Source organism: Bradyrhizobium sp. RT6a (assembly GCF_040547675.1).
GTDB lineage: Bacteria > Pseudomonadota > Alphaproteobacteria > Rhizobiales > Xanthobacteraceae > Bradyrhizobium.
Window position 1 is genome coordinate 202,505 of the sequence record NZ_JBEPQC010000008.1, and the last position, 12,454, is coordinate 214,958.

The following is a 12,454-nucleotide window of genomic DNA, read 5'->3' on the forward strand; positions in this document are numbered from 1 at the left end:
CCACCTATCTAGGTGGAGGGTCTCGGTGGGGCAACGGGCAGCAGCACGTCGAACAACGTCTTGCTGGCGATCGGATGGGCGCCCTCCAGCGACAGCAACCGCCGCTTGGAGATCACCCCGCCATAGGGCGAAAGCCGGTCGGTGTAATTGCCGGCCTCCAGCACCCGGTGGCAGGGCACGATCAGCATATAGGGATTTTTCGCGATCGCCTGGGCCACCGAATGCGCGGCGCCGGAGGCGCCCAGCGTCTTGGCGATCTCGTGATAAGTGCGCGTCTCTCCGCGCGGGATGGCGCAGGCGGCTTCATAGACCCGCCGGTTGAAGCCGGGCACCCCGCTCGCGTCCAGGCTGACCCCGGAAAAATCAGCATCGCTGCCTTGCAGCAAGCCCACAATGCCCTCGATCGCGAACTCGGCGTTCGCGGAAGGCCGCTGTTCGCGCGCCTCGGGATGGACCTGGAATATCCGGCGGCGGGTGTCGATCTCCCGCGCCTCCGGCAATTGCACGGCGACGATACCGGTGCTGCTCCAGATGATGCCGCAGCGCCCTATGGTCGTGTCGAATATCGCGTAGCCACGCCACACCATGCACACGCCCCACTCAGTGCACGTCTCCCCAGACAGGCGATCATAACACCGCCACAATCCGGCGCGCACCCAAAATCTTACCGGAAACTTAAGAAGGGGCGGGCGGGCTGCGCCAAAGCGCTTGGCGAGATGCGCCGTCTCGGCTAATCAGAGCGGGCGCAGGCTGCGCATCCGCGGGCGTAGTTCAATGGTAGAACGGCAGCTTCCCAAGCTGCATACGAGGGTTCGATTCCCTTCGCCCGCTCCATCCTTTAGTTCGGCAGGCTCCGCAGAAATTCCACGATCGCCGCGTTCACCTCCGCCGGCCGTTCCTGCTGCGTCCAATGTCCGCACCCAGGTAGCATTTTGATCTCGCGCAGTTGCGGCACCCATTGCTTCATGTTGGCAACGTGCTCGGCGGCGCCAGGGAAGGCCATGACCATGTCGTGGTCGCCGGCGATGAAGAGCGCGGGCACGACCACCTTGACGCCCTCGAAGGCACCCATCAGCTCCCAGTTGCGATCGATGTTGCGATAGTAGTTGAGCGGTCCGCGAAACCCACTTTGGGCAAATTCGGCGCCGTAATAGTCGAGGTCGGCGCTGCTCAGCCACGACGGCAGCGGCACCTGCACCTTCGGCAGCATGCCATCCTTGCGAGAGACCATGCCGACACCGGCGCTCCGCCCTTGACGCCCGGCATTTGCGCGGATCACCGCCGCGCCTTCGCCGGAACCGCCATAGAGCATCGCGCCGAGTGTTGCGCGCGGATCCCCTTCGAATTCTGCTTCGGCGACACCCGGCTCCTGGAAATACAGTTGATAGAACTGCGCATCCGCCGTCTGCGGCATCACACTCGTCGGCCGCACCGGACTGCGCGGTCGATAGGGCACGCTGAGAATGGCGGCGGCGCGGAAGCGATCGGGCCGCAGGCGCGCCGTGTGCCAGGCGATCGTCGCGCCCCAGTCGTGCCCGACGATGACGGCGTCCTTCGCCCCGAAAGCGTCGAGCACGCCGACGAGGTCGCCGACCATGTGGAGGATCGTGTACTGGTCGATCGCTTCGGGCCGGTCGCTATTGCCGTAGCCGCGCATGTCAGGGGCGACCGCGTGGAAACCGGCCGCCGCCAGCGCCTCGAGTTGGTGACGCCAGGAGTACCAACCTTCCGGAAAGCCGTGGCAGAGCAGTACCATCGGCCCCTTGCCCTGCTCGGCGACGTTGAGGCTGATTCCGTTGGCCTTGATGATCCGTTGCGTCGGTCCGTTCATGCCACACCTCCCGCTGCATCGTGATTGCGCCCATCCTAAACGTTGCTGCCCGGCGCGCAAAGATTCCAATATATTAGCCCCTCGATCCCGGCATACGCCGCTGCTCCGGCCTAATCTTCTCGTCCGGCGGATGCGGTCCCTGCGCCGGGCAACGTTTGGATCAGAGATCATGGACCAGCAAAAGCTCGATCGCGCGATCGGTCGTCGCTTGAAGACGCTGCGGACGCAGGCCGGCATGACGCTGAATGAGCTTGCGACGCGGTCCGGCGTCAGCCGGGCGATGATCGGGCGGGTGGAGCGGGCGCAGAGCAGTGCGACGGCTGCGCTGCTGGGAAAACTTTGCGCCGCGCTCGACGTGTCGCTCAGCGATGTCGTCGCGCTGGCCGAGAAGCCGCCGGAGCGGCTGGTGCGGCTCGCCGACCAGCCGCTCTGGCGCGATCCCGACAGCGGCTATCGCCGCCGACACGCCTCGCCGACGGACGCGGCGAGCGGCATCGAGGTTATCGTCGTCGATTTGCCGGCCGGCGCGCGGGTGCCGTACAGCCCCTGGGGGCGCAACGCCTTCACGCAGCAACTGCTGATGCTGGAGGGCGCGATCGCCGTGCATATCGACGCCAAGGCAGTTCGCCTGCGCGAGGGCGACTGCCTCGACTTCGATGTGATGCGCGCGGTGATCTTCGAGAACGAGACCAGACAGGACGCGCGCTACGTCATCATCACGCGCCGCGGCGCGTCCTACGGCAAGATGTGAGGCCCTGACGATGCAGATCCGCACCGGCGACACCTTTGATCCGCGCGTCATCGCGCTGCTCGATCATCACGTCGCGGCTGCGCGGGCGCAGACCGCGCCGGGCAGCGCTCACGCGCTCGATCTCTCCGGGCTGCGCGCGCCCGACGTCGCGTTCTGGACCGGCTGGGACGGCGAGACGCTGGTGGCTGTCGGTGCGCTGAAGTCGCTGTCAGCCGAGCATGGCGAGGTGAAGTCGATGCATACGCTCCAGAACACGCGGCGGCGCGGCTTTGGCGGCGAGATGCTCCGCCACATCATCACGGAAGCCCGCGCGCGCGGCATGGCGCGGCTCAGCCTCGAGACGGGCTCGTGGGACTATTTCAAGCCGGCGCTCGCGCTCTACCAGGCGCATGGCTTTGTCCTCTGCGGCCCGTTCCAGGGCTATGTCGAGGATCCCAACAGCCTGTTCCTGACCCTGGATCTGTCGGCGAGCCGATAGCTCAGGAGCGCGTCTCCTCGATCCTGTCGAGCACGCGTTCGGGGGCGATGTCGCGGCTTGCCTCCTCCAGATCGCGCTTCGCATCGGGCTGGACGTCGAGCCGCTCGGCGATTTGCGTGAGGAGGCGGGCTACCTTGGTCAATTCGTGCTCGGCGAGAAGGCTGATCTGGAGATCGAGATCGGCGCGCTTGTCCGCTGCTGCGCTCATGCGGTTCTGCGAGATCAGCACGAATGTGGACAGGAAGATCGCCTCGACCGAAGCAATCATCGCCAGCACCACGAAGCTTTCGTCCCAGGCCGGGATTCCCGGCAGCCAATGCAGATTGGCGATGATCCAGAAGCCGAACACCGCGACATGGAGGTAGACGAACGCCATGCTGCCGGTGAACGCCGTGATCGCATCGGCAAGTTTTTCCTGACCCCTGGCACCGCGCTGCTCGCGGCGGCGGCGCTCGACCAGGGCCTGGATGTTGCGCTCGAGCGTCGGGCTCAATCCCTCGCCGGGATCATGGGTGATATCGTTATGCACGCGGCAGCAACGGCGGACGGAAGAGGCTGTTCCTAGGCACAGCGGCGGGAAAATGCTTGCCGCCCCTCAAAATGAGTTGCGTACCTCAAAACACCTCTGCTAGCCTTCAGCTATGGCCGATACGCTCACCACGACCACGCTGACGCTGAAGGACATCGCCCGCCAGGCCGGCGTGAGCCTCGCGACGGTGGACCGCGTCCTGCACAATCGTCCGGGCGTGCGGCCGGATACGGTCCGGCGCGTCAAGGAGGCGATCGAGCGCAATTCGTTCCAGCCGCATGTGGCCGCCGCCGAGCTCGCCCGCGGCCGCGCCCGCCGTTTCGCCTTCGTGATGCCGTCGGGGCCGAACCCGTTCATGCAGCAAATCCAGGATTATCTCGGCGAGATGTCGGGCTGGCTGTCGTCCCGCCGCCTCGGCGTCGAGACGGTCGCAACCGACGTGTTCGATCCGTCCGTGCTCGCCGCTTCCCTGGAAGGGCTCTCGGATGATTACGACGGCGTCGCCGTGGTGGCGCTGGATCATCCCGGCGTCCGCGCCGCGATCGACGATCTCGTCGATGCCGGCACCAGTGTCGTGACGCTGGTCTCGGACGTGCCGTCGTCGCGCCGGCACCATTATGTCGGCATCGACAACATTGCCGCGGGGCGCACCGCCGGCGCGCTGGTCGGGCGGCTGGTCGGACAAAAGTCCGGCAAGGTCGCGATCGTCGCGGGCTCGCAGGGCCTGCGCGACCATGCCGAGCGCATTTTTGGCTTCAACCAGGTGATGGCGTCGGAATTCCCCGGCCTCGGCGTGCTGCCGGTGCTCGAAGGACGCGACGAGGACGCGCGTTCGGAACAATTGTTGGCGCGGCTGTTGAGCCGGCATGCCGACATAGTGGGTCTTTACAATGTCGGCGCCGGCACGCAAGGCGTCGCCAACGCGTTGAACGAGAAGGCGTTGAGCGATGCCGGCCGCGACAGGCAGGTGGTGTTCGTCGGGCACGACGTCACCGCGCTGACGCGCCGGCTGCTGCTGCAGGGCGTGATGCATGCCGCGATCTCGCAGAACCCCGGACATGAAGCGCGCGCCGCCGTGCGCGTGCTGCTCGCGCTCGCCCGTGGTGAGCCGATCTTGCGCGAACAGGAGAAGATCAGGATCGACATCGTGATGCGGGACAATCTGCCTTAGCGTCAGGTGGAATTCGAAACGACCCGTTGCGGATAAGGCGACTTTGAGTTCGCGCACCGCAACAGGCGAAAGGGAGGATGGCGTGTATCTCGGTATCGACATCGGCACATCAGGTGTGAAAGCGGTGCTCGTGAGCGAAGCCGGCGCGGTTGTCGCGACGGGACCGGCGCGCGAGCTTGCGCTGTCGCATCCCGCGCCGCTGTGGTCCGAGCAGGATCCCGATGGCTGGGTCGATGCGGCGGTCGGCGCGGTTGACGATCTTGCCGCCCGCCATCCGCGCGAGGTCGCGCGGGTGCGGGGCATCGGACTATCCGGCCAGATGCATGGCGCGACGCTGCTGGACGAGGATGGACGTCCGCTGCGTCCCGCGATCCTCTGGAACGACGGTCGCTCGCATGCCGAATGCGTCGCGCTGGAGCGGCGCTGCCCATCGCTGCACACGATCGCCGGCAATCTGGCGATGCCCGGTTTCACCGCGCCGAAGCTGCTCTGGGTCGCCAGGCACGAGCCCAAAATCTTCGCGCGCGTCGCAAAAGTGCTGCTGCCGAAGGCCTATGTGCGCTATCGCCTGACCGGCGAGATGATCGAGGACATGTCGGACGCGGCCGGCACGCTGTGGCTCGACGTCGGTCTGCGCCGCTGGTCGGCCCTGCTGCTGCATGCCACCGGGCTCGATCTCCACCACATGCCACGCCTTGTCGAGGGCAGCGAGGTCAGCGCGACGCTCGCGCCGGACTACGCGCAACGCTGGGGCATGGCTAGGGATGTCGTGGTCGCCGGCGGCGCCGGCGACAACGCCGCGAGCGCGATCGGGCTCGGCGCCATCGCGCCGGGCGATGCCTTCCTGTCGCTTGGCACATCCGGCGTGGTGTTCCGCGTCACGGATCGGTTCGCGCCGGCGCCGGCTTCGGCGGTCCATGCATTCTGTCACGCGCTGCCCGGCCGCTGGCATCAGATGGGCGTGATGCTGTCGGCTGCGGCGTCGCTGGCTTGGCTCGCGGGCGTGATGGAGGTTCCGGCCGCAGCGCTGCTGGCGCCGCTCGGCAAGCGCGTCGATGGACCGAGCCCGGTCAAATTCCTGCCTTATCTCGACGGCGAGCGCACGCCGCACAACGATGCCGCCGCCAGCGGTGCCTTCGTCGGCCTGCGCGGTGCGACCGGGCGCTCCCAGATCGTTCAGGCCGTGCTCGAAGGCGTCGCCTTCGCCGCGCGCGACAATCTGGCGGCGCTGAGCGCGGCGAGTGGGCCGCTTGCGGAGGTCGATCTCGTCGGTGGCGGCTCGCGCTCACCGCTGTGGGCGCAGATCTGCGCCGACGTGCTCGGCATTCCCGTCCACCGCGTCGAGGAGGGCGAGGTCGGGGCGGCGCTCGGCGCCTCCAGGCTCGGACGGCTCGCCGCCACCGGAGAAGACGCAGCGGCGGTTTGCACCCGTCCGCGGCGGCTCGCGAGTTTTATGCCTCGCCCATCCGTCGCTGCGGCCTATGACGAGGCCTATCGCCGCTGGCGCGAGCTTTATCCTGCGTTGAAGGAGTGTGCCTAAGTGAATGCGTCAGCGAAATTCTTCGATACAAGCGTACCTGTCGCCTTCGCCGGCAAGGATGCGGGAAACACGCCCGCCTTCCGCTGGTACGATAAGGACCGTCTCGTCCATGGTCGCAGGATGGAAGACCATCTGCGCTTTGCGGTCTGCTATTGGCATTCGTTGTGCTGGCCCGGCGGCGATCCCTTTGGCGGCGAGACGTTCCTAAGGCCCTGGCACCACGGCGCCGATGCGATGGCGCAGGCGCGCGCCAAGGCCGACGTCGCCTTCGAGCTGTTTCGCCTGCTCGACGTGCCCTTCTTCACCTTCCACGACGTCGATGCGGCGCCGGAAGGCAACTCGCTTGGTGAGTCCATCGCCAACCTCAATGCCATCGCCGATCTGTTCGAAGCGAAGATGGCCTCCAGCAAGGTGCGCCTGCTCTGGGGCACCGCCAATCTGTTCACGCATCGCCGCTACATGGCGGGCGCGGCCACCAATCCGGACCCCGAGATATTCACCTATGCCGCCGGCCAGGTCCGCGCCGCGCTGGAGGTGACGCACCGTCTCGGTGGCCAGAACTACGTGCTGTGGGGCGGACGCGAGGGCTACGAGACGCTGCTCAACACCGATCTCAAGCGCGAGCTCGACCAGCTCGGCCGCTTCGTCTCGCTGGTCGTCGAGCACAAGCACAAGATCGGCTTCAAGGGACCGATCCTGATTGAGCCGAAGCCGAAGGAGCCGACCAAGCATCAATATGATTTCGACGTCGCCACCTGCTACGGCTTCCTCGCGCGCTACGACCTGCTGAAGGACGTCAAGCTCAACATCGAGCAGAACCACGCCATCCTCGCCGGCCACTCCTTCCATCACGAGGTCGCGCTCGCGGAGGCGCTGGGTGTCTTCGGCTCGCTCGACATCAACCGCGGCGATGATCTGCTCGGCTGGGACACCGACCAGTTCGCGATGAACGTGCCTGAGCTCGCCTTGGTGTTCCACGAGCTCCTGAACCGCGGCGGCTTCACCTCCGGAGGGCTGAATTTCGACGCCAAAATCCGCCGCCAGTCGATCGATCCCGACGATCTGATCCATGCCCATGTCGGCTCGATGGATGCCTGCGCGCGGGCGTTGCTCGCCGCCGCGGACATGCTCGATTCCGGCGTGCTCACTGCGCCGCTTGCGGAGCGCTACGAGGGATGGGCTGGGTCCGAGGGCCGCGCCATTCTCGGCGGCCAGCGCTCGCTCGCCGAACTTGCCGACCGCGCGCATGGCCCGGGCTTTGACCCGCAGCCGCGCTCGGGCCGGCAAGAATATCTGGAATCCCTCGTCAACCGCTACGTCTGAGGAAGGCCGCTGATGACAAATGCACAAGCGACACCGGTCCTCGAGCTGACCGGCATCGGCAAGGAGTTCGGCGCGATCCGCGCGCTGCATGATGTCGACATGCAGGTCCTCCCCGGCGAGGTCGTCGGCTTGATGGGCGACAACGGCGCGGGCAAGTCGACGCTGGTCAAGATCATCGCCGGCAATTTCCGCCCTAGCCACGGCGAAATCCGTTTCGCCGGCAGCGCGGTTCATTTCAACCGGCCCGTCGATGCCCGCGGCGTCGGCATCGAGGTGGTCTATCAGGACCTTGCGCTCGCCGACAATCTCACCGCCGCGGCCAACGTCTTTCTAGGCCGCGAGCTGAAGCGCAGGATCGGGCCGTTCGCGTTGCTCGACCACAAGGCGATGGCGGCGCGTGCGCTGGAGCTGTTCGGCGAGCTGCGCTCGGAGACGCGCCCCGACGATCTCGTCAAGCAGATGTCGGGCGGCCAACGCCAGGCGGTTGCGATCGCGCGGACGCGGCTCTCCAACGCGAAGCTGGTCATGATGGACGAGCCCACGGCCGCGATCTCGGTCCGCCAGGTCGAGCAGGTGCTCGGCCTGATCCACCGGCTGAAGGAGCAGGGCGTTGCCGTGATGCTGATCTCGCACCGCATGCCCGACGTGTTCGCGGTGTGCGATCGCGTCATCGTCATGCGCCGCGGTGAAAAGCGGGCCGACAAGCCCATCCACCAGACCTCCCCCGAGGAAGTCACCGCCCTGATCACCGGCGCGAAGGAGGCGGCGTGATGGCCATGCCCATGGAATCCCCGATCACCTTCTCGAATGTCGGCAAGATCAGATGGTGGCAGCGCGGCATCTTCGCGTCCCAGACCGGCTATGTCCTGCTCGCACTCGCCGTGCTGCTGGTGGTCATGCATTTCGCCAGCCCGTACTTCTTCACCGAAGGCAACATGCAGAATGTGGCGAAGAATTTCTCCTTCATCGCCATTGCCACCCTCGGCGTCACCTTCGTGATCATCACCGGCGGCATCGATCTGTCCGTAGGCTCCATGATGTGCTTCTCCGCCATGGTCACCTCGATGGTGATGACCGAGCTGTCGGCGCCCGGCTCGCCCGCGGGCTCCCTGTTCGTGCACATGGCGGCCGACGGCAAGACCGTGCTCGCCAATGTCCCCGGCCTGATCCTGCTGGTCTCGCTGCTCGCCGGCCTCGGCGTCGCGCTGCTCGCCGGCCTCGTCAACGGCTTCTGTATCGCGGTGCTCGGCCTGTCGCCGTTCGTCACCACGCTCGGCATGCTCTCGATCGTGCGCGGGCTCGGCTATGTCGTCTCCAACGGACGCGGCAGCTTTCCGGGCGGGCCGGATGCCGGTTATTTTTACGCGCTTACCTCGGGCGACGTGCTCGGCGTGCCCGTGCCGTTCATTTATCTGATCGTCCTCGCGCTGGCGATGGCCGTGGTGCTGCATCACAGCTCGTTCGGCCGTCACGTGTTCGCGCTCGGCGGCAACGAGAAGGCGGCCGAACTCACCGGCATCCCGGTCGTGCGGGTGAAGATCGAGGTCTATGTGATCTGCGCGCTCGCCGCAGGCCTCCAGGGCATCATCATCTCCGGCTGGCTCGGATCGGCGCCGGCCAACATGGCGACGTCCTACGAGCTCAACGTGATCGCTGCGGCCGTCATCGGCGGTGCCAATCTCGCCGGCGGCATCGGCGGTCCGCTCGGCGCCATCGTCGGCTGCGTGCTGCTTGAGGTGATCCGCAACGGCCTCGTGCTCGCCCAGGTCAGCTCCTACTGGCAGCAGACGCTGGTGGGCGTGATCATCATCCTGGCCGTATTGGTCGACCGCATCCGCTCGCGGATGATCTGAAACGACGTCGTTCCGGGACGGCAACGAAAATGCCGCCTGTCCGCTTCCCGGACGATCTCAAGAGGACAGGCGCCAAAGAAGGGTGGAGGAGACGATGAGGAAATTTGTTCTTGCCGGAATCGCCGTCGCGATGATGGCTACCCCGGCGTTTGCCGCAAACTACCGGTTCGTGATCGTGCCCAAGGCGATGAACAATCCGTTCTTCGACTTCGCGCGAGATGGCTGCCTGAAGCGTGCCAAGGAGCTCGGCAATATCGAGTGCATCTACAAGGGGCCGGTCGAGCACGAGCCGGCGACGCAGGCCCAGATCATCCAGGACTTCGTCACCCAGAAGGTCGACGGCCTCGCCATCTCGGTTGCCGACGTCGCGGCCATGACCAAGTCGATCGACGCGGCGACCGCGGCCGGCATCCCCGTCATCACCTTCGACGCCGATGCGCCCGGCGCCAAGCGCATCGCCTATATCGGCACCAACAACAAGGAGTTCGGCGTCGCCCTCGGCAAGCAGCTCCTGAAGCTGCGGCCCGACGGCGGCAAATACGCCATGGTCTCGGGCGGTCCCGGCGCCAAGAACCTCGCCGAACGCGTCGACGGCGTCCGCGAGGCGCTGAAGGGCTCGAAATGGACCGAGGTCGCGGGCTCTCCGACGTTCTGCAACGACGATCCCGCGCTGGCGGTTCAACAGATGACGGACATGCGCACCGCGACGCCCGATCTCGCCGCGATCGTTCCCATCGGCGGCTGGCCGATGTTCGCCCCCGAAGGCTTCAAGGCCTTCGCGTCCAGGTACAAGAAGGATATCGATTCCGGCAAGTTCACGCTTGTCGTCGCCGATACGCTGAAAATGCAGCTCGAGCTGTTGCGCGACGGCTACGCCAATGCGCTGGTCGGCCAGCGTCCGTTCGAGATGGGCGAGAAGGCGATGGACACGCTGCTCGCCATCAAGAAAGGCGAGAAGGTGCCGGAGATCGTTTATACCGGCCTCGACCTCGTGACCAAGGACAACGTTGCGCAGATGTTGAAGTAGGAGCGTCGCCAGCCCCGCGCTCCTCGCGTGCCTCTCCCGCTTGCGCTTTTCGCAAGCGGGAGGGATGATTTTGGCTGTTGGGAAGACTGTTGAGGCAATGGGAATGAAAAGGTCGCGGCTCGGCTCTCTCGATGTCACCTCACTTGGCCTCGGTTCCGCCCCGCTCGGCGGCTTGTTCACCCCAGTCAGCGATGCCGATGCGGAAGCAAGCATCGCCCGCGCCTGGTCGCTCGGAATCCGCTTCTTCGATACCGCGCCGCTCTACGGCTTTGGTCTCGCGGAGCGACGCCTTGGCGCATTCCTGCGGCGACAGCCCCGTGACTCCTATGCCATCTCGACCAAGGTCGGCCGTCTGCTGCGCGCGCCCGATGGCACTGCCGTGGAGGACGAGCATTACAAGGGTACGTCGCGCGAGCGGCCGGTGTTCGATTTCAGTTATGACGGCGTGATGCGATCGGTGGAGGAAAGTCTGGCGCGGCTTGGGCTCGACCGCGTCGATGTCCTGCTCGTGCATGATCCCGACGATCATTACGACGACGCCGTCGCCGGCGCCTTCCGTGCGCTCCAGCGCCTGCGCACTGAGGGCACCGTCAAGGCGATCGGTGCCGGCATGAACCAGTCAGAAATGCTGGTCCGGTTTGCAGAGGCCGTTCCGGTCGACTGCTTCCTGCTCGCCGGCCGCTACACGCTGCTCGACCAGGGCGCGCTGGATGCGCTGTTCCCGGTCTGCGCCTCCAAGAACATCGGCATCCTGCTCGGCGGCATCTACAACAGCGGCATCCTGGCCAATCCGCACACGGGCGCGAAGTTCAACTATCAGGACGCCGATGCGGCACTCGTCGCCCGCGCGCTCGCGCTCGACGAGCTCTGCCGCAAGCACGGCACCGAGCTGAAGGCCGCCGCGCTGCAGTTCTGCATGGCCCACCCGGCAGTCACGGTCGCGGTGATGGGCGCGCGCAACGCCGCGGAAGTTGCCGATAACATCGCGATGTCGGAGACGGCGGTGCCCGCGGCGTTCTGGCAGGAGCTGCGTGCGCGAAAATTCGTCGACGCCCGCGCGCCATTACCGGGCGGAGCGTAAGGCATGATCGTCGACGGACATCAGCATTTCTGGGATCCTGCGCGCGCCGACTATCCCTGGATGGACGCGCCCGAGCTCACGCCGATCCGGCGTGCCTTCGGTCCGGCCGATCTCGCGCCGCTTTTGAGCGCGAACGACATCGACGCGAGCATCGTGGTGCAGTGCCGCTCGGAGCTCGCGGAGACCGAGGAATTCTTGCGGATCGCGCATGCGACGCCCTCGGTGATCGGCGTCGTCGGCTGGGTCGATCTGACTGATGCTGCACTTGGCGAAACGCTGGAGCAGTTGCGTGCTTCGCCCGGCGGCGACAAGCTGGTCGGCATCCGCCACCAGGTCCATGACGAGGCGGACCCGGATTGGTTGTTGCGCGAGGACGTTCAGCGCGGCCTCACGGCCGTGTTTGCCCACGATCTCGCCTACGATTTCCTGGTCCGCACCCGCGAGCTGCCGGCCGCGATCGCAACAGCACAAGCCTTCCCGCAGGCGCGCTTCGTGCTTGACCACGCCGCCAAGCCGCCGATCGCCGACGGTGGAAGCACTGAATGGTCCAATGGCATCGCGGCACTCGCGGCGAGTGGCAATGTCTGGTGCAAGATCTCGGGGCTGGCGACGGAAGCGGTTTGGAGCGATTGGGATGCGGAACGGCTGTTTCCGTTCGTCGCGCACGCCGCGACATGCTTCGGCGAAGATCGCCTGATCTTCGGCTCGGACTGGCCGGTATGTTTGCTCGCGGGGAGCTATGGTGAGATCAAGAGTGCGCTGGAGGCCTGCCTGATGAAGCTCGGGCCGCAGGTGCGGGACAAGGCGTTCGGCGTGAATGCGAAGGCTGCGTATCGGTTGGCGGTTGGTTGAAGCCGCCAGCGCACGTGT

General features: G+C 66.1%; 13 protein-coding genes and 1 tRNA gene. 11 read left to right on the plus strand and 3 right to left on the minus strand.

The genetic code is table 11. The features are described from left to right. Positions 1–8 precede the first annotated feature (8 nt). Positions 9–587 carry a methylated-DNA--[protein]-cysteine S-methyltransferase gene (locus ABIC03_RS31830; RefSeq protein ID WP_354063981.1) on the minus strand — a complete coding sequence of 193 codons (579 nt, stop codon included), beginning with the start codon at positions 585–587 and terminating at the stop codon, positions 9–11. Positions 588–760: 173 nt separating this feature from the next. Between ABIC03_RS31830 and ABIC03_RS31835 the strand changes: the two genes are divergently transcribed. After that, positions 761–834 (plus strand) — tRNA-Gly (locus ABIC03_RS31835). A 4-nt stretch (positions 835–838) separates the two neighbouring features. Here ABIC03_RS31835 and ABIC03_RS31840 read toward each other — a convergent pair. Continuing rightward, positions 839–1,831: an alpha/beta fold hydrolase gene (locus tag ABIC03_RS31840; RefSeq protein ID WP_354063983.1), complete on the minus strand. Its 993-nt coding sequence runs from the start codon at positions 1,829–1,831 to the stop codon at positions 839–841. 169 nt (positions 1,832–2,000) lie between these two features. Between ABIC03_RS31840 and ABIC03_RS31845 the strand changes: the two genes are divergently transcribed. Both ABIC03_RS31845 and ABIC03_RS31850 read left to right on the plus strand, forming a co-directional pair. Beyond that, entirely contained in the window at positions 2,001–2,582 is a 582-nt protein-coding gene (locus ABIC03_RS31845) for a helix-turn-helix domain-containing protein (RefSeq protein WP_354063985.1), read from the plus strand. A gap of 10 nt (positions 2,583–2,592) precedes the next feature. Continuing rightward, positions 2,593–3,060, plus strand: coding sequence for a GNAT family N-acetyltransferase (locus ABIC03_RS31850; protein ID WP_354063987.1), 468 nt, complete (start codon positions 2,593–2,595; stop codon positions 3,058–3,060). A gap of 1 nt (position 3,061) precedes the next feature. On the opposite strand, the gene ABIC03_RS31855 is transcribed toward ABIC03_RS31850, so the two are convergent. After that, positions 3,062–3,589, minus strand: coding sequence for a DUF1003 domain-containing protein (locus ABIC03_RS31855; protein WP_275168430.1), 528 nt, complete (start codon positions 3,587–3,589; stop codon positions 3,062–3,064). 112 nt (positions 3,590–3,701) lie between these two features. Between ABIC03_RS31855 and ABIC03_RS31860 the strand changes: the two genes are divergently transcribed. The 8 genes from ABIC03_RS31860 to ABIC03_RS31895 all read left to right on the plus strand — a co-directional run bounded on the left by ABIC03_RS31860 (position 3,702) and on the right by ABIC03_RS31895 (position 12,436). Further along, on the plus strand, positions 3,702–4,760 hold the full coding sequence (locus ABIC03_RS31860) for a LacI family DNA-binding transcriptional regulator (protein ID WP_354063990.1): 1,059 nt from the start codon (positions 3,702–3,704) through the stop codon (positions 4,758–4,760). 82 nt (positions 4,761–4,842) lie between these two features. After that, on the plus strand, positions 4,843–6,300 hold the full coding sequence (gene xylB / locus ABIC03_RS31865; RefSeq protein WP_354063992.1) for a xylulokinase: 1,458 nt from the start codon (positions 4,843–4,845) through the stop codon (positions 6,298–6,300). Next, on the plus strand, positions 6,301–7,623 hold the full coding sequence (gene xylA, locus ABIC03_RS31870; protein WP_354063994.1) for a xylose isomerase: 1,323 nt from the start codon (positions 6,301–6,303) through the stop codon (positions 7,621–7,623). Between the two features lie 12 nt (positions 7,624–7,635). Then, positions 7,636–8,394: an ATP-binding cassette domain-containing protein gene (locus tag ABIC03_RS31875; RefSeq protein ID WP_007597833.1), complete on the plus strand. Its 759-nt coding sequence runs from the start codon at positions 7,636–7,638 to the stop codon at positions 8,392–8,394. Then, positions 8,394–9,476, plus strand: coding sequence for an ABC transporter permease (locus tag ABIC03_RS31880; protein WP_354063996.1), 1,083 nt, complete (start codon positions 8,394–8,396; stop codon positions 9,474–9,476). Before ABIC03_RS31875 ends, ABIC03_RS31880 begins: the two co-directional genes overlap by 1 nt. Before the next feature lie 94 nt (positions 9,477–9,570). Beyond that, positions 9,571–10,503, plus strand: coding sequence for a sugar-binding protein (locus ABIC03_RS31885; RefSeq protein ID WP_275168425.1), 933 nt, complete (start codon positions 9,571–9,573; stop codon positions 10,501–10,503). A 103-nt stretch (positions 10,504–10,606) separates the two neighbouring features. Next, positions 10,607–11,584: an aldo/keto reductase gene (locus ABIC03_RS31890; protein ID WP_354063999.1), complete on the plus strand. Its 978-nt coding sequence runs from the start codon at positions 10,607–10,609 to the stop codon at positions 11,582–11,584. 3 nt (positions 11,585–11,587) lie between these two features. Then, on the plus strand, positions 11,588–12,436 hold the full coding sequence (locus ABIC03_RS31895) for an amidohydrolase family protein (RefSeq protein WP_354064001.1): 849 nt from the start codon (positions 11,588–11,590) through the stop codon (positions 12,434–12,436). The last annotated feature ends 18 nt before the right edge of the window (positions 12,437–12,454 follow it).